We start from the raw sequence: 25,826 nt of genomic DNA, 5'->3' as shown, positions 1-25,826 counted from the left end.
GAAAACTGGATCAGGATGGCGAAATAGATAAGCGCAATTAACGCATTGATTGATGCGCGTTGCGCATCAATAGTGAGACGATAATGATGAGCACTATAAGCAACAATAACTTAACAAAACATTGGCTTTTTATTCACCAATGTTATCTAAGTCTCTGATATTGCGATTTTGTGATGTGGCGCAGAGAGAGGCTCCTGAGAAAGGGCCGGGCAAGCGCTTCGTTACCCGGCGGGTGCAATTTAGCGCAGCGCCCTGGCAATCGCGCTAAACATCAGAGAGGCCTCCAGCGGCTGGGCGCTAAAGGAAGGCTCCGCCTGTGGCCAGGTAGACCACTGGACGATGACCAGGTTTTCTTTCTGGTTCACCACGATCATCTGACCAAAAATGCCCAGCGCCCAGAGCGAACCTTTGAGCGAATCCTTCGCTGCCGGCTCAACGCCCTTGGCGTTGACGGGCACGGCGTTGTTCCACCACTGATAGCCGTACAGGCCTTCTGGATGCGCGTCTGATACCGAGCCTTTCGCCTGAGTCCAGTCTGACGACTCCTTCACCCAGCCGTCAGGCAGGATTTGTTTGCCCGAGGGGAGCATACCGTTGTTCAGGATAAATTCCCCGAAGCGACCCCAGTCCTCCAGCGTGGCGTTAAAGCCGTGCGCGCCGACGTCATGTTGACCTTTACTGTAGGCATGCCACACGCCGTCGCTCGCCATGCCGTACGGCTGCCAGATGCTTTTCTCCAGATACGCCGCGATCGTCATGCCGGTTGCTCGCTCCAGCACGTCACCCAGCAGCCAGGCTCCGCCGGAGGAGTAAGACCAGTTTTCTCCGGCCGGGTGAACCCTGCGTAATCCTTTCACCAGCTTGCGCACGCAGTCGTAGGTACCCGGCTTCGCCTCGCACTCGGTGAGCTGCGCGAAGTCGGAGTTCGGGTTGGTATAATCCTCGTTCCACGCCACCCCGGAGGTATGGGTGATAAGCTGTTTCAGCGTCACGCCGTCCCACGCGGTGCCTTTCAGATCGGGTTCATATTTCGTGATCCTGTCGTCGAGTGAGTGAATTTTTCCCTCTTTAAGGGCTACGCCCACCAGCGCCGATACCACCGATTTGCCTACCGAGCGCGAGGTCCATAGCGTGGTGTCGGTATTGCCCTGGGCGAGATATTTCCAGGCGATTTTGCCGTCTTTCAGCACCAGCATGCCGCTGACGTTCTGGCGCTTGAGATATTCCTTAAGGCCGTAGCGCCTGCCGTTAACCTGATAATGGATGTCCGTTAGCGGCTTTTCCGAAACCTGCAGCGGTACGGCGTTTCCGTGGCGGAAAATATCCCCGGCGTAGTTGCGATAATCATTACGAAATCCCACCACGCGATCGGCCTGACTCCAGGTCAGCATTTTATGGGTATCCGGCAACGCGGCGTCGAAGGGGGCAGGGCACACGCTGAGTTCGGTGCCTTCGCAGGCGGCCATTGCCGCAGGGGACAGCAGGCTGCTGAAGACAAGTCCCGCCAGCAGGGCATGATTTACTGTTCTGTTTTTCATATCCGTCTCGTATAGGTTAAGAACGGGTTCAGTTTAAAAAAGCGGGGGCTATAATAAAAAACGCGTAGTGGGGGAAAATCCCCCAAAAAAACAGAGGGAGCGTAGCGTGGCTGGACTGATCTATTCCTTTGCACAGCTTGAGGCATTCACCGCCGTGGCTGAAAACGGGAGCCTGAGTAAAGCGGCAGTGGTGCTGAAGAAAGACCGAACGACGCTTCGCGATCTGGTTGATTTTCTTGAGGATGGGTTAGGCTACGCGCTATTTATTCGCGACGGGCGTACCCTGCGGCTCACGCCGGAAGGCGAGCAGCTCCAGCGTCAGGCTCATCTGCTGATGCGGCAGGTCAAAGCCTTTGAGGCCTTCGCCAGGGAGGTGCCCCACGGCGCTACGCAGGACCTGACCCTGGTCTACGATCCTTTTACGCCCAGAGTTTTTCTGCACAGGGTCATCGCTGAAATGGCGGCGCGAAAAATCCGCCTGAGCCTCATCTGCGCCTCGCGCGATGAATCTGAACGGCTGCTGGCGAACGCGCGCGCGGACCTGGCCATCTGCCAGGCGCGCAACCGCAGCGTGGGCGATAACATGGAGTGGCGGGCCCTGGGCGCAATCGATATGGATTTTTACGCCTCCTGTACCCTGTTTACGGGGACGTCATCCCCCCTTTCACTGCTTGATCTCTCCCTGGTTCCGCAGGTCGTTATGTACCCAGACTCGGACGAGCCGGTTGCGCGTCGCCTGCAGATTTCAGGGCATACCCTTTTTACGAACGAGCCGGAGATGCTGCGCGGTCTGCTGGAGCGAGGATGCGGCTGGGGGTTCTTACCAACCCATTTTCATGCCGTGCGGTGGCAAAACGTAAAAAGGCTGCTCACCGAAGTGGGCAGCCAGGGGATTAGTCAGACGATGGTCACCATCTGGAAGCCGGGAAGCGACAAGCGCGCCATCATTGCTGACACGCTGTCGCTTTTGCCGGAGCTATGGAAGCACTCAGCGCTGTGAACAGCCTTTACACTGCTGGTTCTGGATCTGCTGGAAGAAATCGTTGCCTTTGTCATCCACCAGGATAAACGCCGGGAAGTTTTCGACTTCAATTTTCCAGATGGCTTCCATTCCCAGCTCAGGATAGGCCACACACTCAAGGCTCTTAATGCTGTTTTGCGCCAGCACCGCCGCCGGGCCGCCGATGCTGCCCAGGTAGAAGCCGCCGTGCTTATGGCAGGCATCCGTCACCTGCTGGCTGCGGTTGCCTTTCGCCAGCATGATCATGCTTGCTCCGTGGGATTGCAGCAGGTCGACATACGAGTCCATGCGTCCCGCAGTGGTCGGGCCGAGTGAGCCAGAGGCGTAGCCTTCCGGGGTTTTGGCTGGCCCTGCGTAGTAAATCGGATGATCTTTAACGTACTGCGGCAGTTCTTCACCGTTGTCGAGCAGCTCTTTCAGCTTCGCATGGGCGATGTCGCGCGCCACGATGATGGTGCCGTTCAGCGACAGGCGGGTAGAGACCGGGTGCGCGGAGAGCTGCGCCAGGATCTCGTTCATCGGCTTGTTCAGGTTAATGCTGACCACGTCGCCTTCACCCTGCTGGCGCAGTGATTCTGGAATATACTGGCCCGGGTTGTGCTCCAGCTTCTCAATCCAGATCCCGTTGCGGTTGATTTTTGCCTTGATGTTGCGGTCCGCGGAGCAGGAGACGCCCATGCCGATCGGGCAGGAGGCGCCGTGGCGCGGCAGGCGGATCACGCGGATGTCGTGGGCGAAGTATTTCCCGCCGAACTGCGCGCCGAGGCCGAGGTTCTGCGCTTCCTGGAGCAGTTCCTGTTCCAGCTGAACGTCGCGGAACGCCTGGCCGTGCTCGTTGCCTTCGGTTGGCAGCGCGTCGTAGTAGCGGGTCGAGGCCAGTTTAACAGTTTTCAGCGTGGCTTCCGCTGAGGTTCCGCCAATCACAAACGCGATATGGTACGGCGGACAGGCCGCGGTACCCAGGGTGCGCATTTTCTCAACCAGATAGTTTTTCAGCTTCGCCGGGGTGATTAGCGCTTTGGTTTCCTGATAGAGGTAGGTTTTGTTGGCGGAACCGCCGCCTTTTGCCATGCACAGGAATTTGTACTCATCGCCGTCAACGCTGTAGAGATCAATCTGCGCAGGCAGGTTGGTGCCAGTATTCACCTCTTTATACATGTCCAGCGCCGCATTCTGCGAGTAGCGCAGGTTATCTTCGATGTAGGTATTATACACGCCCTGGCTCAGGGCCGCTTCGTCACCGCCGCCGGTCCAGACGCGCTGGCCTTTTTTACCCATGATGATCGCGGTGCCGGTGTCCTGACAGGTTGGCAGCACGCCTTTGGCGGCAATTTCAGAGTTACGCAGGAACTGCAGGGCAACGTATTTGTCGTTCTGGCTGGCTTCCGGGTCGTTGAGAATGGCGGCAACCTGCTTCTGATGGGAAGGACGCAGCATAAATGCGGCATCGTGGAAGGCCTGCTGCGCCAGCAGGGTCAGGGCTTCCGGCTCCACCTTCAGGACTTCCTGGCCGTCGAACTCGGCTACGGAAACGTGCTCTTTGGTCAACAGGTAGTATTCGGTGTCGTCATGGGAAAGAGGGAAGGGGTTCTGATAAAAAAACGGTTTATTCGACATAGTATTGCTCCACAAAAATAAAACCGCCGGAGGAGAAGTCCGGCGGTCAGGAATCAGAACATCATGGACATCCACGGATAACCAATCAGCAGCAGAGCCGCCAGGAAGATAGCACCGAAGATGGTGCCGAGGCGCCAGTAGTCTTTGGTTGGCAGGTAGCCGCTGCCGTAGTAGATCGGGCTTGGGCCAGTACCGTACGGGGTGATGATCCCCATCACGCCCAGAGAGGTCACCATCAGCAGGACGAACACTTCCATATTCATGCCCGGAATGGTGGAGGCGATGGTCAGCATCGCTGGCAGCAGCGCGGTAGTGTGCGCGGTGGTGCTGGCAAACAGGTAGTGCAATAGGTAGAACGCCAGCAGCACGACGATGATTTTGGCCGCACCACCGCGCTGCGTGCGCCCATCAACGAAGGGCCGTTCTACGCCATTCAGATTGCACCGGGCGTGCACCACACCATGGGCGGCGTGACCATCAACACCGAAACCTGCGTGCTGGACAGCAACCACAATGTGCTGCCGGGGGCATTCGCTGCGGGTGAAGTGGTTGGCGGGATCCACGGCGCTAACCGTATCGGCGGTAACGCGGTGGCGGATATCATTATTTTTGGTACCCTTGCAGGACATCAGGCGGCGATGCGCTCAAAAAGAACGTAAGGCACCTGTTTCCCCGGCGGCGCAGTGCCTGCCGGGGCTACATCTGAGGATTCATGCTATGCCTGATAGCCATCGCGTTTACAGCTACTCCGCCGTTCTGATGGGCTCGCCCATTCTCCTGAAACTCTTCTCCCATGACGAAGCCCTCGCGTCCCGCGTTTTCCGCCTGATCAAACAGTACGAAGATCTCCTCACCGTTAACCGCGCGCATTCGCAGGTAATGGACATCAACCAGGCGGCGGGTCAGCATCCGGTTACCGTCAGCCGTCCGGTGTTTGAGCTGATCCGCTGTGCGAAAGCGGCAAGCCTGCTTAAAAACAGCGCCTTTAACCTGGCGATCGGTCCGCTGGTGAAGCGCTGGAAGATTGGCTTTCAGGGCGACAGCGTTCCGCCTGCCGATGAAATTGCCTCGCTGCTGGCGATTACCCGGCCAGAGGATGTCATCCTTGATGAGGCGCAGACCAGCGTGTTTCTGACCAGAGCGGGGATGGAGATCGATTTGGGGGCCATCGCCAAAGGCTATATTGCCGACCGGGTTCGGGACTACCTGCGCAAAGAGGGGGCTGAGCTGGGGCTGATCAACCTTGGCGGAAATATCCAGACGTTAGGCTCGCCGGAAGGCGGCTGGAGCGTGGGGCTGAAAAAGCCGTTCGCCGGTGATGCGCTGATCGGCGCGATGACGGTGGAGAACCTCTCTGTGGTGACGTCGGGAACGTACGAGCGCTACTTTGAGCAGAACGGCAAACGCTATCACCATATTCTCGACCCGCGTACCGGATACCCGCTCGACAACGAGCTGGACAGCGTCACCATCATTTCCAGAGACTCTATTGATGGCGATATCTGGACCACGCTGATGTACGGCATGGGGGTAGAGAAAGGCTGCGCCGCCCTGCGCGCGCGTCCGGATATAGAAGCTATCTTTGTGACCAGGACAAAAGAAGTGGTGATCTCCTCGATGCACCACTTCCGTTTTACCCTTCTGGACGAGAGCTACCGCGTTACTGGCAGTACTGTTTGAGCAGCCCGATCTGCTCCGGCTGTAAGCGGTAGCGATACACCGGGCGGCCGGTGGCACCATAGTGAATGCTGGTGAAAAGGATGTTGATTTGTGCCAGCCAGATCAGGTATTTGCGGCAGGAGACGCGTGAAATATTTACCGCGTTAGCCAGATCGTCGGTGGAAAATTCCGTCTCCGGGTGGCCGTCAATCCACTGGCAAATGGTGCGCAGCGTTTGCGGCGTTAACCCTTTCGGCAATTTCTTACTGTCCGCCAGTTCCGGCGCCCCGCCGTGGATCAGCCGGTCGACGTCCGCCTGCTCGTAATACTGGTGCGATCCCATCAGGCTGTGCTTTGCCTTCCAGCCGTTCAGCGCCTCTTCAAAGCGCGGGAACTGGAACGGTTTGATAAGATAATCCACCACGCCGTAGTGGATGGAGGTCTGGATCGTGGCGGCATCGGCAGCGGACGAGATCATAATCACATCAATCGGACGGCCTGACGCGCGAATATCGGGCAGCAGATCCAGCCCGTTATCCTGCTGCATATAGACGTCCAGCAGCACCAGGTCGACAGGCTGGCTGGGGTTATTGATAATGGCTCTGGCCTGGTTGAGCGTGGAGGCGACGCCGCAGCAGCTAAAGCCTTCAACACGGTTGACGTACAGACGGTTGAGGTCGGCCACCATGGCGTCATCATCGACAATTAATACATTTATCACGCGATATTCCTCTCGCTATCCCAGGGGATGTGAACAAAAAATTGGGTAAATACGCCAGGCTCAGACTCGACGGTAATATCGCCGCCCAGGTTCTGGATCTGCTGGCGAGCAAGGAACAGCCCAACGCCGCGGTTTTCACCTTTTGTTGAGAACCCCTTAGTAAAAATAGCCTCCAGCTGGGTGGGATCAATGCCGGGGCCATCGTCGCTGACTTCGCAACTGAGCCAGCCATTCTGATAATGTAGCAGCAGGCCAATCTCGCCTTCCTGCTGTCCTGCCATCGCGTCGAGCGCGTTTTCGATTAAGTTACCCAGCGCGGTGATCAGCACCGCGACCTGCTCTTCGCTGGCGGTATCCGGTATCAGGCATTCATCCGCCAGCGTCAGGGTGACGCCCGCTTCCTTCGCCCGGTTGATTTTACCCAGCAGGAACCCGGCAACGACCGGGGATTTTACCTTGCTCTGGATCGTACCGATATCCGTCTGGTAATTGTGCGCCGTCTGGATGATGTACTCCTCCAGCTTGTCGTAGCGCTTCATGTGCAGCAGGCCCAGGATCACATGCAGTTTGTTCATAAACTCGTGCGTGTGGCTGCGAAGGGCATCGACGTAGTTGACCATGCCGTCAATACGCTGCATCAGCTGGCTGATTTCCGTTTTATCGCGGAAGGTGGCTATCGCACCGATGACCCGCTCCTGGCTTTTGACGGGCACCATATTGCACAGCAGCAGCCGGCCGTTACAGCTGATCTCCTGATCCTGACGCGCGACGCCCGTCTTTGAAATCTCCCGCAGGCTGGCCAGCAGGGGAGCGCTGGCGTTTTCCGACTGCTTGCCGGAGGGCAGGAGTAAAATCTCTCTGGCGGTGTGGTTAATCATCGTCACGCGGCCGTGAATGTCGACGGCCAGTACCCCTTCGCGAAGCGACTGCAGCATCGCCTGGCGCTGTTCGAACAGGGCGGAGATCTCATAGGGTTCGAGCCCGAACAGAATGCGCTTCAGCACTCGCACCAGACCCCAAATCGCCATTGAACTCATAAAGATGCTGAACAAAATCGTCCAGAGCGCGTTAAGCCGCCCGCGGGCTATCTGATCTTCCACCTTTTTGAGGGAAATACCGACCACCACGACCCCGATCTGATCGTGCTGTCTGTCATAGACCGGCGTGAAAACGCGAAGCGCTTCGGCGAGGGCGCCGCGGTTTACCGAGACATTCTCTTTGCCTTCCAGCGCGGGTTCGAGATCGTTGCCAATAAAATGCAGGCCGATGAGCGCCTCGTTCGGGTGCGAGTAGCGAATCCCCCGCATGTCGGTCACCACGGTAAGCAGCAAATCGTTGCGTTGGGTAACGGCTTTGGCGATGGGCTGAATAATGTCGGCCTGCGGGGACTGCATAAGGCCGCGCTGGATCTCCGGGCTGTCGGCCAGCGTGCGGGCGATACCCAACGCGGTATCTTTTACATCATCGCGGGTCGCCCGGGTGATTTGCACGGAATAGAGCGCAAAAACCACCAGCAGCACTGAGGCGATAATCGCGGACACCATCAACGTGACCAGCGTGTACAGTTTCATGGGGCGCTTGCGCGTCAGAGGGAAAGGCTGCAGATCGCTCATCAACACTCCGCGATGATTAAGAAAGGGGGTGATTATCGCTGATGATGGGCTTTTCTTAAAGCCATGTAAAAGCGTCGATTTGCTCTTCTTTTCGTGACCCCACTCGCAGGTCATCTATATAAAACACTTTATAGTGTGTGGGTACTCATAATAAGGAGGCTGTTTATGAGCATTACGCTTACCGGTTCGGTCAAGGAAAGACGGCATGCCAGCACGATGAATATAGATAGATTGTCCACGCTGGACATGCTGAAGGTTATCCACGAGGAAGATGCACGCATTTCTGCTGCTATAACCCCCTGCTTAACGACAATCGCCCGCGTGGTGGATAACGCCGCCGCGGCGCTCAACCACGGTGGCCGTCTGGTCATCGTCGGGGCAGGACAGTCGGGCTGCGCCGCACGGCAGGCTGCGGATGATTATGCGCCGGGGAAAACCCCTGTAATTGCCGTGACGGCAGAAGAGGGAGAAGGGCGCTACGAGCGCGGGGTCGCTGACCTGCAGGCCATCAAATTTGGTGAACACGATATGATGCTGGCGGTGACCGTCAGCGGAAAAACGCCGTGGGTCTGGGGAGCGATGCGGCATGCCTGGTCGCTGGGAGCGCCTGTTGCGGTCATCACCGGTGATGCACAAAGTGAAGCGGCGCAGCTGGCAAGCATGGTAATTGCCCCTGAACTGGGGGCTGATGTGGTTGCCGGGTATCTCAATACCAGGGCGGGGATCGCGCAAAAAATGATCCTCTCGATGATTACCACCGGGCTGGCCGTTCGCACCGGGCGCGTTTACAGCAACCTGCGCGTGGATCTTGAGGCAAGCAGTACCAAATGGGCTGAACGGCAAATCGCCATTGTGATGGAGGCGGGGGGATGCAGCCGGGCGCAGGCAAAGGCCGCGCTGGAGAGCTGTAACCATCACTGTAAAACGGCGGTGCTGATGGTGCTGACCGGTCTGGATGCGTGGAAAGCCCATGAGCTGCTGGCGCAGAATAACGGGTTTATCCGCGTGGCGTTGCAGGAAGCGCCGTGAAACTTTGCCTCTGAAATAATAAAGCCCGCGCTGCGGGCTTTATTATTTTCAGGGAAGGATTAGAACTGGTATACCAGACCAACCGCTACGATGTCATCAGTACTGATGCCGTTCGCTTGATAGAAGTTATCGTCTTCATCCAGCAGGTTGATTTTGTAATCAACATAGGTAGACATATTCTTGTTAAAATAATAGGTTGCGCCAACGTCAGCATATTTAACCAAATCTTTATCGCTGCCGTAATAAGAGTTCAGGTCTTTCCCTTTAGACATCAGGAAAGAAACTGCAGGGCGCAGACCGAAATCGAATTGATACTGTGCGGTGACTTCATAGTTCTGAGTCTTGTTTGCGACGAAATAATCACCGTATGGGGTCATATTTCGGGTTTCTGAATACATGGTCGCCAGGTAAATATTATTGGCGTCGTACTTCATACCCAGGGTCCAGGCGTCGGCTTTGTCGCCGCCTGCATTTGTTTTGGTTACCTGATCGTTGGTACGGTCAGAGGAGGCATAAGCTGCACCCGCGGAGAAGCCCATACCGAAATCATAGGAAGTGGAAAGACCCCAACCGTCGCCATTCTCTTTACGAATGTCGCGACCATTGCCTGTACCTTCCTGATCGTTAGAGGCACTTTCGTTATTGCCCTGGTACTGAATAGCGAAATTCAGTCCGTCAGCCAGGCCGAAGAAACCGTTGTTACGGTACGTTGCAACGCCATTCGTACGACCGGTCATGAAGTTATCGGTGTAGGTGTAGGAATCCCCACCGAATTCAGGCAGCATATCGGTCCAACCTTCAACGTCGTAGAGAACGCCATAGTTACGACCGTAATCGAACGAACCGTAGTCACCAAATTTCAGGCCCGCGAAACCAAGACGGGTCCACGCCTGGTTGCCACTGCTCTCAGTATTGTTCGCCTGGATATTATATTCCCATTGGCCATAGCCGGTCAGTTGAGTATTGATCTGCGTTTCACCTTTAAAACCCAGACGAACATAGCTCATATCGCCGTCGGAATTGGTGTTGTCAGAGAAGTAGTGAAGGCCATCGACTTTACCGTATAAGTCTAATTTATTGCCGTTGTTGTTATAGACTTCGGCGGCATGTGCTGCGCCAGCCATTAACACTGCGGGTACCAGAATTGCCAGAACTTTTCTTTTCATTATATATTCCCTTTAACAATAATTTATATGAATATATGTAATTACTCTCCGTAATTACGTTTCTGATACTATTCTATGGGTTGTTAATTTGGTTCAAAATTAAATGTAATTAAATGGGTAAAAATATTTCATAATATTTCAGTTGGGCTCTTTATTTTTTTAATGAATTGATCGGTTGTATATATTGTGTGTAATTATTATTAAGTATTCCGCATTTCTATTTTTTAATTTATTTCATTTGGCTATGTTATAATTAAGCGCCCATTTTCGTAACAGGAAAGGATGATGGAACTTATACAGTGGCAGCAGCGCTTTGAATCCTGGCTTAATGAACATCACGCGACCGACGACACCGCGCACGATATTTCACACTTCCGTCGCGTCTGGATGACGGCGCAGAAAATCATGGTGCATCATCACGTCGACCCGCTGACGATCCTGACCGCCTGTTATTTTCATGACATCGTCAGCCTGCCGAAAAACCATCCTGAACGCAGCCAGTCGTCGCGTCTGGCGGCGCGCAGGGCGCGAGAGATTCTGCACCGCGATTTCCCTGACTTCCCGTCGGATCGCTACGCCGCCGTGGAGCACGCCATCGAGGCGCACAGTTTCAGTGCCGGACTGACGCCGCACACGATTGAAGCCAAAATTGTCCAGGATGCAGATCGTCTGGAGGCGCTGGGAGCGATCGGTCTGGCGCGCGTGTTTGCCGTGTCAGGCGCGCTGGGCGTACCGCTTTTTAACGCGGACGATCCGTTTGCCGACGCGCGCCCGCTTGATGACCGGGCGTTTGCGCTCGATCATTTTCAGACCAAGCTGCTGCGCTTGCCTGATACAATGCAAACCGAGGTCGGGCGCGAGCTCGCGCAGCACAACGCCGATTTTCTGATTCAGTTTATGGCGAAACTCAGTGCCGAATTACAGGGCGACTGCATCGGGCTGGATAGCCAGATTCAACACCGCTTCCGTCGCAGTTTGCGCAAGTGAACTGTGGTAATCTGTTCCCAGTCTTTATTGCCCGGTTAAAAGAATGCAGGAAAATCGATCAGTGACAGAGCCCGCGTCTGAGCAGGCAGAGAAGTCAACGGCAACGGTGCAGGCATTACTGCGCCAGCTGCTGGATATTTATGACGCTAAAACGCTGGCAAACCAGCTTGTGGCGCACGGCGAGAGCCACTGGAGCCCGGCCATCCTTAAGCGGCTAGTGACCAGCGATCGGGCAGGGCGCCGCCTGAGCGAAGGCGAATTTCGTTATCTGCAAAATCTGCTTCCGCGGCCACCTGCCGCGCACCCGAACTATGCCTTCCGCTTTATCGATCTGTTTGCCGGCATCGGCGGTATCCGGCACGGCTTTGAAGCTATCGGCGGTCAGTGCGTGTTTACCAGCGAGTGGAACAAACATGCGGTACGCACCTATAAAGCGAACTGGTACTGCGATCCGCAGGAACATCAGTTCAACGCCGATATCCGCGATGTCACCCTGAGCCATAAAAGCGGCGTTACGGATGAACAAGCCGCCGAGCATATTCGTCAGACGATTCCGGCGCATGACGTGCTGCTGGCGGGCTTCCCGTGCCAGCCTTTCTCGCTGGCCGGCGTATCCAAAAAGAATGCCCTCGGACGTGCCCACGGCTTCGCCTGCGATACCCAGGGGACGCTGTTTTTTGATGTGGCCCGAATCATTGACGCCTGTCGCCCGGCCATATTCGTGCTGGAAAACGTCAAAAACTTAAAGAGCCACGACGGTGGAAAGACCTTCCGCATTATCATGCAAACGCTGGATGAGCTGGGCTATGACGTGGCCGATTCCGAGGACATGGGCGCGGATGACCCGAAAATTATCGACGGGAAACACTTCCTGCCCCAGCATCGCGAACGCATTGTGCTCGTCGGTTTCCGCCGCGATCTCAATCTGAAGGGGGATTTCACCCTGCGGGATATTCCCTCCTTATACCCCGAGCGTCGTCCAACCATTGCCGACCTGCTGGAGCCGGTGGTCGACGCGAAATTTATCCTTACCCCGATCCTGTGGAAATACCTCTACCGCTATGCCAAAAAGCATCAGGCCAAAGGCAACGGATTTGGGTTTGGCATGGTGAACCCAAACGATCCGCACAGCGTGACCCGCACGCTGTCCGCTCGCTACTACAAAGACGGCGCGGAAATACTGATCGACAGAGGCTGGGATAAAGCGCTGGGCGAGAAAGATTTCGACGATCCGCAAAACCAGCGTCACCGTCCGCGGCGCCTCACGCCGCGGGAGTGCGCCCGGCTGATGGGCTTTGAAACGCCACAGGGCTACCGTTTCCGCATTCCGGTTTCGGACACTCAGGCTTACCGTCAGTTTGGTAACTCGGTGGTGGTGCCCGCGTTCGCGGCGGTGGCAAAACTGCTGGCCCCGCGCATCAGACAGGCGGTGGCGCTCCGCCAGGATGAGGCCGTCAATGACGGACGTTCACGATAAGGCCACGCGGAGCAAAAACATGCGTGCCATCGGCACGCGTGACACCGCGATAGAAAAGCGTCTGGCCGGTCTGCTGACACAGGCGGGCTTCGACTTTCGCGTGCAGGATCCCGCACTTGCGGGTCGCCCGGATTTCGTCATTGACGCGTATCGGTGCATCATCTTTACCCACGGCTGTTTCTGGCATCATCACGACTGCTACCTGTTTAAAGTTCCTGCGACGCGCACCGATTTCTGGCTGGAGAAGATTGGCAAGAACGTTGAACGAGACGCGCGGGATCTTGCCACGCTTGTCGCGCAGGGCTGGAGGGTGCTGATCGTCTGGGAATGTGCGCTGAAAGGGCGGCTGAAGCTGAACGATGCCGATCTGAGCGAACGGCTGGAAGAGTGGATCTGCGGCGGCGGCGAGGCCGCGCAGATCGACACGCAGGGGATCCACGCGCTTACGGTTTCTCCACCTCGCAAGGCGTAACCACGGGCTTTGCCGGCAGCAAATATTTGCCTAAGGTCACCAGCACGACGGCAAAAACAATCACCCCTAAAGCTAACCACTCAACCGGAGAGAGCGTTTCACCGCCAAGCCCGGTGCCAAGCAGCACGGCCACGACCGGGTTGACGTAGGCATAGCTGGTGGCGACCGCCGGAGAGACGTTACGGATCAGGAACATATAGGCGTTGATGGCGATGATGGAGCCGAACAGCGCCAGGTAACCTACCGCCAGGAAGCCCGACAACGGCGGCAGGGTAGTCAGCTCCTCGCCCGTCAGGGCTGAGGCCAGCAGCAGCACAATCCCAGCCGCAAGCATCTCAATTGCCCCCGCCATCATGCCGGTCGGCAGCTCGATACGAGAACCGTATACGGAACCGAACGCCCAGCTCATCGAGCCAATAAGGATAATCACTGCGCCCCACGGATTCCCGCTCAGGTTACCGCCGCTGTTGAGCAGAATAATGCCGGCAAGGCCGATGCCAATCCCCAGCCACTCCAGCTTGCGGGTGCGGATGCCGAAAAGGCGGCTGAAGCAGAGGGTAAACAGCGGTACGGTGGCAACGACCACGGCGGCGATCCCAGACGGTACGTTCTGGTGCTCGGCAATGGTCACAAAGCCATTACCGACCGCCAGCAGCAGCAGGCCTATCAGGGCGGCGTTCAGCATTGGGCGAAGCGGAGGAAGCTTATGCCCGCGCAGCAGCAGGAAGGCCAGCAGAAGCACGCCCGCCGAGAGGAAGCGAATGCCCGCCATCATCAGCGGCGGCCAGCTTTCTACGCCGATGCGAATGACAAAGTAGGTGGAACCCCAGATGATATACAGCGAAAAAAGTGCCCCAATAAGCGGAAGCAGTTGCCGGAAACGCATAATCCCTCACGACGAAATAAAAAGGTCGCTGATAGTAAACGCGAAAACTATCGCGCTGGCGAGCCCTTTAATTGTGTAGTTGATGTGAAATTTTTGTTGACGCAAGGTGCCTGTTTCCGCGATTGCGCTTTTGCTCCATACTATTCACTTAATTACCAAAAAAAGAAGGATCACCATTTTGGCAGGAAGTAGCTTATTAACATTGCTGGATGATATTGCCACCTTACTGGATGATATTTCCGTGATGGGGAAACTGGCGGCGAAGAAAACCGCAGGGGTGCTGGGGGACGATCTCTCGCTTAACGCTCAGCAGGTGAGCGGGGTACGGGCTAACCGTGAGCTGCCGGTGGTGTGGGGCGTGGCAAAAGGCTCGTTTCTGAATAAAGTGATCCTGGTGCCGCTGGCGCTGCTGATCAGCGCATTCATTCCCTGGGCCATCACGCCGCTGCTGATGATTGGCGGGGCATTTCTATGCTTCGAAGGCGTGGAGAAGGTCCTGCACTCTTTGAGCTCTCGCAAGCAGAAGGATACCCCGGAGGCGCGTCAGCAGCGCCTTGAAGCGCTGGCCGCGCAGGATCCGAAAGTCTTCGAGCGCGATAAAATCAAAGGCGCCATTCGCACCGACTTTATTCTTTCAGCAGAGATCGTTGCCATTACGCTGGGCATTGTCTCCGACGCTCCGCTGCTGAATCAGGTGCTGATCCTTTCCGGGATCGCCATTCTGGTTACGGTAGGCGTCTACGGCCTGGTCGGTCTGATCGTGAAGCTCGATGATATCGGCTACTGGCTGGAGGAGAAATCAAGCGCGGTGGCAAAAGGCATCGGCAAGAGCTTACTGACGCTGGCGCCGTGGCTGATGAAGAGCTTGTCCGTGGTGGGCACCCTGGCGATGTTCCTCGTGGGCGGCGGTATTGTGGTTCACGGCATTGCTCCGCTGCATCATGCTATCGAACATTTCTCCTCGGCGCAGGGGAGCGTGGTGGCCGCTATTCTGCCGACGCTGCTTAATCTTGTGCTGGGCTTTATCGTTGGCGCTATCGTGGTGGCAGCGGTGAAACTGGTTGAAAAAATGCGCGGTACAGCGCACTAATTGTTACCCGTCGCAGGATGCAAAAAGACCATTCCTCGTCTAAATTGAAACAGTTTCACCCTGATACAGGAGGCAGGTATGGTCTTTTTGGTCAGTGATGAAGTTAAGCCTAAGAAGGGCGGCCCACGTATGATTGTCACCGGGTATTCCAGCGGAATGGTGGAGTGTCGGTGGCACGATGGCTTTAGCGTCCAGCGGGAAGCATTTCGTGAAGATGAGCTTCAGCCGGGTGACGGGCAGCACAAGCGGGACAAGGCTTAATCACATAACGCCCGGCTTTGCCGGGCGTTTTTATCTCCAGTACCGGGTGTAGGCAGTTGTCAGGGAGTGTGTGTGCAGCGCGATACCTTTGTTGTAAGACAATCTTTTCTGCAATGGCTGCATAAGCGTAGCAATCCGGGGTTGATTGTTAATCTCTGTTTTCTGATCGTTCTGGTGTTTTCCACTCTCCTGACCTGGCGTGAGGTGGTGGTGCTTGAAGAGGCCTACATTTCCAGCCAGCGGAACCATCTGGAAACCGTGGCCAGCTCGCTGGACAAGCAGTTACAGAACAGCGTGGACAGGATGCTGCTGTTCCGCCAGGGCATACGCGATGCGATCCAGATGCCGCTGGCGTTTGATGTCCTGCAGAATGCCGTGTCACGCTTCAACACCGTCCGCAAGCAGCCTACCTGGCAAATCGCCGTTGATAAAAAGCGGACCCTGCCCATTAACGGCGTTTCGGATGCGTTCGTCGAAAAAACCACGCTTCTGAACCGTGACCCTGACCGCATCAGTCATGAAATTTCTGCCGCGCTCGAAGTAGGGTATCTGCTCAGGCTGGCGTCCACGCGAGCGCAAACGGAATCACGCGCGACCTACGTCTCCCGCGCCGGTTTTTTCCTTTCCACGGATACGCCGGACCTGGCGGGCGACATCACCTCCCGCTATTACCATCTGGTCACGCAGCCCTGGTTTACCCAGCAGTCAGAGCGCAACAACCGCGCCCGCGCGGTGCGCTGGTTCATCTCTACGCCTTCCTCATGGACCGGGGAGGAACGCACGATCGCCGCCAGCGTGCCCATCTATTTCGACCATTACTGGTACGGCGTTGTGGCGATGGATTTTGCGTTGAGCACGATGCAGCGCCTGCTGGCTGACGCGACGGAAGACCGGACGGAAGGGGAGTATCAGCTGTACGACACTCGCCTCAATATGATTGCCACCTCTGACCGTTCAGGAAAACCGGTTAACCATTTTGATGAACGCGAAACGGCGCAAATAGCGCAGGCGATTGAGAACGATACCGGCGGTGGGATCCGCCTTGGAAGCCGTTTTATCAGCTGGGAGCGGCTCAACCACTTCGATGGCGTCGTCTTGCGGATCCACACCCTGCATGAAGGGGTACAAGATGACTTCGGCAGTATCAGTATTGTGCTGGCGCTGATGTGGGCACTCTTTACCGCCATGCTATTGATCTCGTGGCTGGTTATCCGTCGGATGGTCAGCAACATGTATACGCTCCAGCACTCGCTCCAGTGGCAGGCCTGGCATGACCCGCTCACCCGCCTGAATAATCGCGGCGCGCTGTTCGACCGCGCAAAATTGCTGTCGGAAACCTGTCGCCAGCAGTCGCTGCCGTTCTCGGTTATTCAGATCGATCTCGACAATTTTAAAAGCATCAACGACCGTTTTGGCCACCAGGCCGGGGATAAGGTGCTCTCCCACACGGCAGGGTTGATTGCCAGTACGTTACGCAAGAACGATGTGGCAGGACGCGTGGGCGGGGAAGAGTTTTGTATCGTTCTGCCGGGGCTTGGTCTTGAGGAGGCGAGAGGCGTCGCGGAGCGTATTCGTTGCCGAATCAACAGCAAGGAGATTCTGGTGAAGAAGAGTACGACCCTGCGCATCAGCGCGTCACTCGGCGTCAGCAGCGCGCAGGAAAACGAAAACTACGATTTCGAACAGCTGCGGTCCGTGGCGGATGCCCGGTTGTACAACGCTAAACAGGGCGGACGTAACCGGGTTGTCTGGCACGATCATGACAAAAAGTGATCCAGCCCCTCCTGCCAGCCGAGCGGTCCCGCCTGCCGGGTGTGATAAACCCGGCTGGGGCTATCGTCCCGTAATCTAATACCCTGGCGGTTTATGCCCTTAATCACCACCGCGAAGTCCACGCTGTCCAGCAACGGCGCGTCGTTTGGCCCATCGCCGAGCCCCAGGGTGATGGGTTCAATATTTTCCCGTTCACGGTACTGCGCGATAAGCCAGTTAGCCGCAACGTCCTTACCGCAGCCGGCATCAAGAATGTGCCAGAAACGTGCTCCCTGCAGGCATTTCAGTCCTCGCTGCGCCAGCGCCGCTTCAAACCGGGCCATGGCTTCGTCGGAATCACGCCAGATGAGCGTGACGGAGGCGTCGTGCCTGCGGGCAAGCGCCGCCCGGTAGCGGGTCAGCCCCGTCCATTCGCTGATGACGCGTTCGTCCACATCGTCAAAGGTGGTGAATTTGAAGCCTGCCTGCTGGCGGATTTGCTCAATAAGCGGATGAATCTCCCGGTGCGTCATGCCGTTGATGTGGCGCTGACCCATCTCCCAGCGTACGTCAGGCTGAACCACCGCGCCGTTCTCAGCGATAAAAGGTAAGCCTTCGAGACCTAAATCCTGCTGGATATCCAGCATCTCTGCCGCGCTTTTGCTGCTGCAAAGAATTACCGGCACCTGGTTATCCTGCAGTTTATCGAGCCACGGCATCGCGGGCTGCCACTCATAGGTATGAATATCCAACAGCGATCCATCCAGATCGGAAAAAATCAGCAGGGAACCCTGGAGTGAAAGCATAGTAACTCCCGAAAACGAATGAGTCTTAATCTAAGAATATTCCTAAAAAATTATCTGCGCTTAAACCGGATTCAGGAGAACCGATCCAGCCAAACCCGCATTCGGCGTATGTTGTTGCTCATAACCAAAACGATTATGTTAAAAATATTATATTCACTGTAAGAATATATGCTTGTCATGCAAAATCGTTGGGGATAGTGTTGTTTGTACATCAGATTTCCTGGTGTAACGAATTTTCAAGTGCTTCTTGCATAAGCAAGTTTTGATCCCGGCCATCCCCATGACCGGGATTTTTTTCGTGCTAACGATTTGCTTCAGACACGCTAAAGTCATGAATATCTAGCTCGAAGGCCTCCGCCAGCTCGCGATAGGTGTGATAATCCCTCCCGTTAACAATGACGTGGTCCGAACCATCGTCCGTGCGGCGGACTTCTGACTCACTGATCTCATTGATGGCGGCCAGCAGGGCATCGACATCCACCTCAACTTCGCGCTTGATGGTGTCGCTGTACTCTTTATCGGTCTTCATTACGGGGTTCCTCATTCAACCGTGTCCAACGCTAAGTATAGACTGTGTATAAAAACGCCATTCACGCCGTGCGGCGATGTGTGTTTTTGCGTTTTGTTCTACACTGGCTCAAAACCAGAGGAGGAATGTATGAAGGTCAACGATCGGGTAACCGTTAAAACGGACGGTGGGCCGCGCCGCCCGGGGGTGGTGCTGGCAATTGAAGAGTTTAGTGAAGGCACAATGTACCTGGTCTCACTGGAAGATTACCCGCTCGGCATCTGGTTTTTTAACGAGCTGGGGCATCCGGACGGCATTTTTGTTGAGAAAGCGGAGTAGTACGGCGTCGGGTGGCATTGCGCGTGCCCGACTACGTCCGCAAAAGCAAAAATCTCTGGCCAGGCCAGAGATCAAAGGTAGGGTGCAAAGGGTTTTAAGCCACTAACGCATGTTGACGAAAATCCCGTTCGTCACATTATCGGTCAGACGTACCACGTGATAGATCACTTGCTTATTATGCGTTTTAATTTTCCTTTTAATATTTCCTTTGTGTGATGAAACGGTTTTCGCTTTAATATTCATCTGGTCGGAGATCTGAATAGTTCCTTGTCCCGCCATCCACATTCGCAGCATGCTTGATTCAGTCCTGCTTAATGAAAGGGTGGGTAAGTTAACCGCTCCTACATTTTTAACTTCTTTATTCAAATAATCACCCAGAATGTCATCCAGCGACTCGGGTTTAATCGACTTAGAACTAATCAATAAATTTTTACGGACCAACAAATACTCATCGAAATGGATATTCGCGATCGCCATAAAAACAATAAACAGGGTTTTTGGATGCTGATTAATGATTTGCTTAATGTGCTGACTGTTGGCTGGATCGTGAATGAAACAGTCCTCATTAATAAACACCACGCCTGGTTTGAGTTCGTCACAAGCGGCTGCGAGTTCTTCAACGGTGTGTGCATCGTTGATGTCTCTCTTTCTTACCCCTCTGCTTGCCAGGTACCCGGTTAACCCTAGCCGGGTGTAGCTGCATAAATCCATAATGATCGTTGACATGGCATACCCTCACTCAATGCGTAACGATAATTCACCATCTGCCTGAGAGCTCAAAACAGCCATACGGGATGGAAAAAAATAATAAACCTGTGAGCATGACAAAGACTTTCAGGCGGACTCACTATCCCGTAAAGTTACGTATAATTTGCCAGGAATCTTCTTAAAGTAAAGTAAATATTAAGTATTGTGAGATGGTTAGAAACATTTAAACCGCGTCAGATATATCCTGGAAGATGTTTTTCGCGTTTTATTTTAGGAATATCCTCAGAAAGACAATAGCGAACGTGAGGACTATTATTTACGTGGCAATTCGCTGACAATATCCGCTAACAGATTGAATATCTCGCCGAATAAATGTTCACAGAAGGGGGCGATAAGGGGCATCAGTAATGACATTAATAAAATTCCGACCGTCAAGGTCAGCGGAAAACCAATCACAAACACCGAGAGCTGCGGTGCCATTCTGTTCAGTAAACCTAATGCCAGGTTGACGGTAAGCAGCAGCGTGATGATCGGCAGAGCCAGCATCAGACCGTTGAGGAAAATCAGCCCCGCCGCGCGGGTAAGCGCGAGGAAGGCGTTGCTGTTGACCGGGTTATCACCAATCGGCAGCGTATGGAAGGTATCTACCAGCATGGAGATGAGCCACAGATGGCCGTTGAGCGACAGGAACAGCAGCATGGCGAGCAGATCGATGATGCGCGCCAGCACCGGCATGTTGAGATGGCTGCCGGGATCGACAAACGTGGCGAATGATAGCCCCATCTGCAGGCCAATCAACTCACCAGCCGTGCGCACGGCGGCGAAGGCGAGCTGCATGGTAAAGCCCACGGCGACGCCAATCATCACCTGCTGCAAAGCGACCCATATCGCGTTAGCCGAGAAGATGGGAATATTCACAGGTGGCAGGGAAGGGGCAACGATAATGGTGATGATAATGCCCAGCCCCACCTTGACGCGCTTGGGGATCGATTTCTCGCTGAGTATGGGGGCGGTGGAGATCAGCGCCAGAATGCGCAGCATCGGCCAGAAATAGACGCCGAGCCACTGAACCCACTGGTCGCTGGTGAAGTGCAGCATCGTCAGGTCAGCCGATGATGTACGGCAGATTGGTAAACAGGTTGCGCATATAGTCCAGCAGCAGGTTCAGCATCCACGGCCCGGCCACGATAATCGCCACGAAGACGGCGATGATTTTCGGGATAAACGACAGCGTCATTTCGTTAATCTGCGTGGCAGCCTGAAGAATACTGATAATCAGGCCGGTAACCAGCGCGACAAGCAGCAGCGGCGCGGCAACGGCAATGGCGATTTTCATCGCTTCCGTGCCCATCATCATGACCGATTCGGGTGTCATTGCCGTTCCTTAACTGTAAAAACTCTGCGCCAGCGAACTGACCAGCAGCTGCCAGCCATCGACCAGCACAAAGAGCATGATCTTAAAGGGCAGGGCAATGGTGGCCGGCGGCACCATCATCATCCCGAGCGCCATCAGGACGCTGGCGATCACCAGGTCGATAATCAGGAACGGAATAAAGATGGTAAAGCCAATCTGGAACGCGGTTTTCAGCTCGCTGGTGACATAGGCCGGCAGCAGAATCCGCATCGGCACCGCTTCCGGCCCCTGAAGCTCGCCGGTGTTGGACAGTCGAGCGAAAAGAGCCAGGTCCGCTTCGCGCGTCTGACGCAGCATAAATTCCCGCAGCGGCTGCGCGCCTTTTTCCAGCGCTTCCTGCATCGAGATTTTGTCTTCGCTGAACGGCTGGTAGGCGTCGGTATAAATTTTGTCGATCACCGGCGACATGATGAAAAAGGTCAAAAACAGAGCTAAGCCCAGAAGCACCTGGTTTGGCGGCGCCGAAGGGGTGCCCAGCGCGTTTCGCAGCAGACCAAAGACGATGATGATGCGGGTGAAGCTGGTCATCATCAGCAGGATGGCCGGAATAAAGGTCAGCGAGGTGATGAAGACCAGCGTCTGAACCGGGAGCGACCAGCTCTGGCCGCCACCCGCAATCGGCGTTGAGACCAGACCGGGCAGCTGTGCATAAACCGCAGGAGCAAACAGGCCAACGCCCGCAAGCGTAAGGGATAACAAACGGCGCATCAGGATCTCCCGGAACGCTTAAGCAAACTCTTCATGACGGACTGAAAATCCGCAGGGGCTTGTGCGCGCTCGTCCACCGTGACCGGGGCGGGCGGCAGTTTATGTAATACGTTGATGTTTGAGCCGGTTACGCCCAGTACCAGACGCGCATCTTCCACATCGATAATGACCACGCGTTCGCGCGGCCCAAGGGGAGTGCTGGCGCTGACCTTCAGGCCGCGGGTGCTGGCAGTTTTACCCGCCAGACCAAAACGCTTCGCCAGCCAGGCGGCAATAAGAATAAAGGCAATAATACCGAACAACGCCCCGCTCACCTGGAGCAGCGGGGAGCCGGGAACGGCGGACGGTGGTGATATTGTTGCCTGGGTTTTCATACTTAACGGCTCAGACGACGCATGCGTTCAGACGGGGTAATGATGTCGGTGATGCGCACGCCGTATTTGTCGGCAACCACCACCACTTCACCCTGAGCAATCAGATAGCCGTTGATCAGAATATCCAGCGGCTCGCCGGCCAGACCGTCAAGGGCCACGACCGAACCCTGCGTCAGACGCAGCAGCTCTTTAATGGTCATCCGGGTGCGCCCCAGCTCAACGGTCAGCTTGACCGGGATGTCCATAATCAGGTCGATATCCTGCAGCGTGCCGCTGACGTCACCGCCGCCTAACTGCTGGAAGACCGCGTCCGCCGCGCTTTTTGTCGGAGTCGTTTTTTGCTCGTTTAACGCGTCAGCCCACAGATCGTCCAGTGCTCCGCTGTTTTCATCGGACGGATTGTTCATGTCACTCATTTGGGCTGTTCCTCATTCAGCGAATTCAAAATCGGGTTGATCAAGTGCTCAACGCGTAACGCATACTGACCGTTAATCGTGCCGTACTGGCTTGTGAGTACGGGGACACCATCCACGTGGGCAATAATGCGGTCGGGTTTGTCTATCGGCAAAACGTCGCCGGGTTGTAATTTCAGGATCTGGGATAACCGCATCGAGATGTCGGCAAAGTTTGCCACCAGCTCCAGCTGGGAGTGCTGCACCTGGCGCACCAGGTTTTCACGCCAGTTCTGATCTTCGTTGCGCGAGTTCTCCAGCGGCGGGTTAACCAGCAGCTCGCGCAGCGGTTCAATCATGCTGAACGGCAGGCAGATGTTGAATTCGCCGGTCAGGTTACCGATCTCCACGTGGAACGGCGTATTGACGACGATATCGTTCGGGGAGGTGGTGATATTGGTAAATTTCACCTGCATCTCAGAACGGACGTACTCCACTTCCAGCGGGTTAATCGCTTTCCACGCGTCGCTGTAGGACTCCAGCGCCAGCTTCAGCATGCGGTTAATGACGCGCTGTTCGGTGTGGGTAAATTCACGGCCTTCCACTTTGGTCGGGAAACGCCCGTCGCCGCCGAACAGGTTATCCACCGCAATGAACACCAGGCTTGGCGAGAACACCACCAGACCGGTGCCGCGAAGCGGCTTCAGATGAATCAGGTTAAGGTTGGTTGGCACCGGCAGGTTGCGGGCAAACTCATGATACGGCTGAATGCGGATCGCACCGACCGTGATATCCGGGCTACGACGCAGCAGGTTAAACAGCCCCATACGGAACTGACGTGCAAAACGTTCGTTAATGATCTCCAGCGCCTGCAGACGTTCACGGACTACGCGACGCTGGGTATTGGGATCGTAAGGACGAATATTATCGTCGCCGGTGAGACCCGGTTGCGGATCATCACTCTTATCGCTGTCGCCGTTAAGCAGCGCGTCGATTTCTGCCTGAGAAAGAATACTGTCGCCCATGTCGTTACCGCAGAATAAAGGCTGTGTACAGAACGTCAGTGACTTCCTGCTTAGGTTGACCGTTTACCAGCGGGGTGGCCAGCGTCTGCTTGATGGCGTCGACCAGCTTTTGCTTACCCACGTCGGTAGCCAGCGCGGAGGCGTCCTGACGAGAAAACAGCAGGAGAAGGCGGCTACGCACTTCCGGCAGATAATCGTTCAGGCGCGCGCGGGTCGCTTCGTCCTTCAGGCGCAGCGTAATACCGACATACAGCACACGATCCGCATCACCGAGGTTAACGGTGAAGGTGTCCAGAGGGAAAAAGACCGGCGCCGGCGGTGGAGCAGGTTCGGCTTTGGCCGCAGCGGTAGAAGGTTCCTGCTGCATACGCCAGTAACTATAGCCCGCGGTAGCGCAGGCGGCGAGCGTGATCAACACCAGCAGCGGGATCCAGATGGAACGCTTGCTTTTTTTGGTGATAGCGGAGTCTGTCATCTGATACGAGCTTCCTGTTTCGGTACAGCTTAATAAGGTGATTATCCCGTGTCCTGCCGTCGTCAAAGCGTGGAAAAGACGGGGATAATCACGCTACCTCTGGCGTTTAGGCGAAGATGTCTACGGCACCGTTACCGCGCGCCGCGGATTGCAGGGCGGCAGGAACCGGCAGGAGCTCATCGCTCTCTTCATTAAAACCGCCGTGCTGGCCGGAACGCGAGGCCTGATGCTGCTGGGATGAAGACTGCTGCTGACCGGCGAAGCTCTCGCTGCTGACGCTACTCTGAGAAAGCTGAATGCCGTTCTCCGCCAGCGAGGTCCGCAGGACCGGCAGCGCGGCCTCCAGCGCTGCGCGCACATGGCTATGCGCAGAGACCATCTGCAGCTGTGCCTGGTTGTCGTCCAGCTTAAGCGAGATTTGCACCTGGCCCAGATCTTCCGGATGCAGGCGCAGCTCCGCCGTCTGCTGGCCCTGCTTAGTGAACAGGGTGATGTGCTGGCTCAGGGACTGCTGCCATTCGTGGGTGCCCAGAGGCTGGCTTAGTACCGGCGCGGTGGCAACGGTGGCGGCTGGCTGGCTGATAGCATGGCTGGACATAATCGGTGCCAGGGTCGCGGTTGGCGAAGATGACGAGGAAGAATTGGCGAACTCTTGCTTCTCTGCGGCCGCGGCCACGACTGGCGTGGCAGGCGCGTTGTCTGAGAGATCCGGACCGTTGTTTTTCGCCTGGCTCTGATAGGACGCAGAAAGCTGCGCTTTATCATGGCTTCCCGCAGGCGCGTTCAGGGACGGCTGGCCCGCACCGTTTGGTGAAAGCGTTGCTGAATTCAGCGCTGAGGGAGCGGAAACGCCGTCGCTGCCAGCCGCACGAGAGGCGGTAGTCTGCTGGTGCGGCAGCATCGCCATCAGCGCGCTTAACCCGGCCAGCTCTTCTTCGCTCAGTTCGCTTTGACCGTCATCTTTGCCGTTGGCCGCAGTGAGCGTCTTCAGCGCGTCGCCCTTTGACAGCGGCACCAGCCCGGAAACCAGGGTTTCAAGCGGCGCGGACTCGGTCGTTTCAACGCCATTCAGCGCAGGCTGACGCGCGAGCAGATCGGCAATTTTGGCCTGCAGAGCGGTATCGCCTTTGGCTTCCAGCGCAACTTTCGACAGCTTGCCGCCGGCGGCTTTCAGGTCCGCCAGGGTGAGCGGCGCATCGTTACCTTTGCCCGTTGCGTCCGTCAGGGCGCCCGCCAGCAGGGAGAGAAAGTCTTGCGCACCCTCGGTGCCTTTCCCTGTTTGCATCCCGCCTGACAGGTCGCTGTCGCTCATCAGCAGTTGTTGCAGTGTGATCATTCCGGTTTCCTCATTGATGCGCGCTGGGCAAACTCATCCATTTTCTTCTGATCCAGGCGGTTTTCCGCCAGGGTCGAGGCTGCAATCTGCCGGTCCTGTAAGGTTTGCCAGGCCTGCAGCCTCTGTTTTTTCTCGCGCCAGAAATTCAGCGCGGTATCGACTTTTTGGGTCCACTGGTTTAGCTGCTGGCGATGCTGCTCTATCGCCTTCTCCAGCGTCTGGATAAACTGCTGATAGTTAATCCAGCGCTGGCTGCCAATACCCTGCGTCATATCGGTATTGAGGTTGGTGCGATATTCATGCTGATAGTCGATTAACATCTTCAACTGTTCTTCAGCCTGCTGGCACCCGCGTCGCATTGCGCCAAGCTGCAATGCGGCATCATCAACTTCTTTTTCAGCCAGATCTTTCAGCGTTGATAACGCGCTGTTTTGCGCCATGACCTTCGCCCT

Annotated in this window: 27 protein-coding genes and 3 pseudogenes; 11 read left to right on the top strand and 19 right to left on the bottom strand. The window is 55.8% G+C overall.

The genetic code is table 11. The features are described 5' to 3' along the window. Positions 1-239: 239 nt before the first annotated feature. Positions 240-1,538 (bottom strand): serine hydrolase domain-containing protein, encoded by a 1,299-nt coding sequence (locus AC4ICF_RS14555; protein WP_316379460.1) that lies wholly within the window; start codon positions 1,536-1,538, stop codon positions 240-242. Between the two features lie 106 nt (positions 1,539-1,644). Between AC4ICF_RS14555 and AC4ICF_RS14550 the strand changes: the two genes are divergently transcribed. After that, the gene (locus AC4ICF_RS14550) at positions 1,645-2,538 is read left to right on the top strand and encodes a LysR family transcriptional regulator (RefSeq protein ID WP_316379461.1); all 894 of its coding nucleotides are present in this window, start codon (positions 1,645-1,647) and stop codon (positions 2,536-2,538) included. Here the strand turns inward: AC4ICF_RS14550 and fumA are convergent. Continuing rightward, positions 2,527-4,176, bottom strand: coding sequence for a class I fumarate hydratase FumA (gene fumA, locus AC4ICF_RS14545; RefSeq protein ID WP_316379462.1), 1,650 nt, complete (start codon positions 4,174-4,176; stop codon positions 2,527-2,529). The genes AC4ICF_RS14550 and fumA overlap by 12 nt on opposite strands. Positions 4,177-4,229: 53 nt before the next feature. Then, positions 4,230-4,550, bottom strand: a pseudogene (locus AC4ICF_RS14540) (anion permease); the annotation flags it as partial. Here AC4ICF_RS14540 and AC4ICF_RS14535 point away from each other — a divergent pair. Further along, positions 4,536-4,835: pseudogene (locus AC4ICF_RS14535) on the top strand (FAD-binding protein); the annotation flags it as partial. The pseudogenes AC4ICF_RS14540 and AC4ICF_RS14535 sit on opposite strands and share 15 nt — an antisense overlap. 58 nt (positions 4,836-4,893) lie before the next feature. After that, the gene (locus AC4ICF_RS14530) at positions 4,894-5,856 is read left to right on the top strand and encodes an FAD:protein FMN transferase (protein WP_316379466.1); all 963 of its coding nucleotides are present in this window, start codon (positions 4,894-4,896) and stop codon (positions 5,854-5,856) included. Here AC4ICF_RS14530 and dcuR read toward each other — a convergent pair. Then, positions 5,837-6,556 carry a two-component system response regulator DcuR gene (gene dcuR / locus AC4ICF_RS14525; protein WP_116338943.1) on the bottom strand — a complete coding sequence of 240 codons (720 nt, stop codon included), beginning with the start codon at positions 6,554-6,556 and terminating at the stop codon, positions 5,837-5,839. The genes AC4ICF_RS14530 and dcuR overlap by 20 nt on opposite strands. Continuing rightward, positions 6,553-8,169 (bottom strand): sensor histidine kinase, encoded by a 1,617-nt coding sequence (locus AC4ICF_RS14520; protein ID WP_316379468.1) that lies wholly within the window; start codon positions 8,167-8,169, stop codon positions 6,553-6,555. Before AC4ICF_RS14520 ends, dcuR begins: the two co-directional genes overlap by 4 nt. 165 nt (positions 8,170-8,334) lie before the next feature. Between AC4ICF_RS14520 and AC4ICF_RS14515 the strand changes: the two genes are divergently transcribed. Continuing rightward, on the top strand, positions 8,335-9,198 hold the full coding sequence (locus tag AC4ICF_RS14515) for an N-acetylmuramic acid 6-phosphate etherase (RefSeq protein WP_166711619.1): 864 nt from the start codon (positions 8,335-8,337) through the stop codon (positions 9,196-9,198). 59 nt (positions 9,199-9,257) lie between these two features. Here the strand turns inward: AC4ICF_RS14515 and ompC are convergent, their stop codons facing one another. After that, positions 9,258-10,364, bottom strand: a complete 1,107-nt coding sequence (gene ompC, locus AC4ICF_RS14510) for a porin OmpC (RefSeq protein WP_233002662.1) — start codon at positions 10,362-10,364, stop codon at positions 9,258-9,260. 285 nt (positions 10,365-10,649) lie between these two features. On the opposite strand from ompC, the gene AC4ICF_RS14505 reads away from it, so the two are divergent. The 3 genes from AC4ICF_RS14505 to AC4ICF_RS14495 all read left to right on the top strand — a co-directional run bounded on the left by AC4ICF_RS14505 (position 10,650) and on the right by AC4ICF_RS14495 (position 13,300). After that, positions 10,650-11,351, top strand: a complete 702-nt coding sequence (locus AC4ICF_RS14505) for a phosphohydrolase (protein ID WP_316379668.1) — start codon at positions 10,650-10,652, stop codon at positions 11,349-11,351. 61 nt (positions 11,352-11,412) lie between these two features. Continuing rightward, positions 11,413-12,828, top strand: a complete 1,416-nt coding sequence (locus AC4ICF_RS14500) for a DNA cytosine methyltransferase (RefSeq protein WP_316379469.1) — start codon at positions 11,413-11,415, stop codon at positions 12,826-12,828. Further along, positions 12,809-13,300, top strand: coding sequence for a very short patch repair endonuclease (locus tag AC4ICF_RS14495; protein ID WP_316379470.1), 492 nt, complete (start codon positions 12,809-12,811; stop codon positions 13,298-13,300). Before AC4ICF_RS14500 ends, AC4ICF_RS14495 begins: the two co-directional genes overlap by 20 nt. On the opposite strand, the gene yedA is transcribed toward AC4ICF_RS14495, so the two are convergent. After that, a complete protein-coding gene (yedA, locus tag AC4ICF_RS14490) occupies positions 13,272-14,186 on the bottom strand; it encodes a drug/metabolite exporter YedA (protein ID WP_028013712.1) in 915 nt (304 codons plus the stop codon). The two genes, AC4ICF_RS14495 and yedA, sit on opposite strands and share 29 nt — an antisense overlap. Positions 14,187-14,361: 175 nt before the next feature. On the opposite strand from yedA, the gene AC4ICF_RS14485 reads away from it, so the two are divergent. The 3 genes from AC4ICF_RS14485 to dgcQ all read left to right on the top strand — a co-directional run bounded on the left by AC4ICF_RS14485 (position 14,362) and on the right by dgcQ (position 17,310). Further along, entirely contained in the window at positions 14,362-15,276 is a 915-nt protein-coding gene (locus AC4ICF_RS14485; protein WP_192984988.1) for a DUF808 domain-containing protein, read from the top strand. Between the two features lie 78 nt (positions 15,277-15,354). Further along, entirely contained in the window at positions 15,355-15,537 is a 183-nt protein-coding gene (locus AC4ICF_RS14480; protein WP_116338958.1) for a YodC family protein, read from the top strand. 72 nt (positions 15,538-15,609) lie between these two features. Next, positions 15,610-17,310, top strand: coding sequence for a cellulose biosynthesis regulator diguanylate cyclase DgcQ (dgcQ, locus tag AC4ICF_RS14475; RefSeq protein WP_316379471.1), 1,701 nt, complete (start codon positions 15,610-15,612; stop codon positions 17,308-17,310). Here dgcQ and AC4ICF_RS14470 read toward each other — a convergent pair. Both AC4ICF_RS14470 and yodD read right to left on the bottom strand, forming a co-directional pair. Next, complete coding sequence (locus tag AC4ICF_RS14470) at positions 17,295-18,095, bottom strand: mannosyl-3-phosphoglycerate phosphatase-related protein (RefSeq protein WP_316379472.1); 801 nt, start codon at positions 18,093-18,095, stop codon at positions 17,295-17,297. The two genes, dgcQ and AC4ICF_RS14470, sit on opposite strands and share 16 nt — an antisense overlap. 301 nt (positions 18,096-18,396) lie before the next feature. Then, entirely contained in the window at positions 18,397-18,624 is a 228-nt protein-coding gene (gene yodD, locus AC4ICF_RS14465; RefSeq protein ID WP_048959254.1) for a YodD family peroxide/acid resistance protein, read from the bottom strand. A 129-nt stretch (positions 18,625-18,753) separates the two neighbouring features. Between yodD and dsrB the strand changes: the two genes are divergently transcribed. Continuing rightward, positions 18,754-18,942 carry a protein DsrB gene (dsrB, locus tag AC4ICF_RS14460; RefSeq protein WP_013097741.1) on the top strand — a complete coding sequence of 63 codons (189 nt, stop codon included), beginning with the start codon at positions 18,754-18,756 and terminating at the stop codon, positions 18,940-18,942. Between the two features lie 102 nt (positions 18,943-19,044). On the opposite strand, the gene rcsA is transcribed toward dsrB, so the two are convergent. The 10 genes and pseudogenes from rcsA to fliJ form a co-directional block, all read right to left on the bottom strand. Then, positions 19,045-19,668, bottom strand: a complete 624-nt coding sequence (gene rcsA / locus AC4ICF_RS14455) for a transcriptional regulator RcsA (RefSeq protein WP_013097740.1) — start codon at positions 19,666-19,668, stop codon at positions 19,045-19,047. A 287-nt stretch (positions 19,669-19,955) separates the two neighbouring features. Then, a pseudogene (gene fliR, locus AC4ICF_RS14450) lies at positions 19,956-20,748 on the bottom strand (flagellar biosynthetic protein FliR); the annotation flags it as partial. Positions 20,749-20,755: 7 nt separating this feature from the next. Next, positions 20,756-21,025: a flagellar biosynthesis protein FliQ gene (fliQ, locus tag AC4ICF_RS14445; protein WP_008500315.1), complete on the bottom strand. Its 270-nt coding sequence runs from the start codon at positions 21,023-21,025 to the stop codon at positions 20,756-20,758. Positions 21,026-21,034: 9 nt separating this feature from the next. Further along, positions 21,035-21,772 (bottom strand): flagellar type III secretion system pore protein FliP, encoded by a 738-nt coding sequence (gene fliP / locus AC4ICF_RS14440; protein WP_028013705.1) that lies wholly within the window; start codon positions 21,770-21,772, stop codon positions 21,035-21,037. Beyond that, entirely contained in the window at positions 21,772-22,146 is a 375-nt protein-coding gene (gene fliO / locus AC4ICF_RS14435; RefSeq protein WP_316379473.1) for a flagellar biosynthetic protein FliO, read from the bottom strand. Before fliO ends, fliP begins: the two co-directional genes overlap by 1 nt. 2 nt (positions 22,147-22,148) lie before the next feature. Further along, positions 22,149-22,562, bottom strand: a complete 414-nt coding sequence (gene fliN, locus AC4ICF_RS14430; protein WP_003859592.1) for a flagellar motor switch protein FliN — start codon at positions 22,560-22,562, stop codon at positions 22,149-22,151. Next, entirely contained in the window at positions 22,559-23,563 is a 1,005-nt protein-coding gene (gene fliM, locus AC4ICF_RS14425; RefSeq protein WP_028013703.1) for a flagellar motor switch protein FliM, read from the bottom strand. The genes fliN and fliM overlap by 4 nt, the downstream gene beginning before the upstream one ends. A gap of 4 nt (positions 23,564-23,567) precedes the next feature. Next, entirely contained in the window at positions 23,568-24,038 is a 471-nt protein-coding gene (fliL, locus tag AC4ICF_RS14420) for a flagellar basal body-associated protein FliL (RefSeq protein WP_021241388.1), read from the bottom strand. Positions 24,039-24,144: 106 nt separating this feature from the next. Next, positions 24,145-25,374 (bottom strand): flagellar hook length control protein FliK, encoded by a 1,230-nt coding sequence (gene fliK, locus AC4ICF_RS14415; RefSeq protein WP_163329830.1) that lies wholly within the window; start codon positions 25,372-25,374, stop codon positions 24,145-24,147. Next, on the bottom strand, positions 25,371-25,814 hold the full coding sequence (fliJ, locus tag AC4ICF_RS14410; protein WP_006811155.1) for a flagellar export protein FliJ: 444 nt from the start codon (positions 25,812-25,814) through the stop codon (positions 25,371-25,373). Before fliJ ends, fliK begins: the two co-directional genes overlap by 4 nt. Between the last annotated feature and the right edge of the window lie 12 nt (positions 25,815-25,826).

The sequence above is a fragment of the Enterobacter sp. ECC_219_Taxon_10 genome, assembly GCF_058354905.1.
The sequence above is the reverse complement of the archived record's forward strand: the minus strand, read 5'-3'. Positions and strand labels throughout refer to the sequence as shown.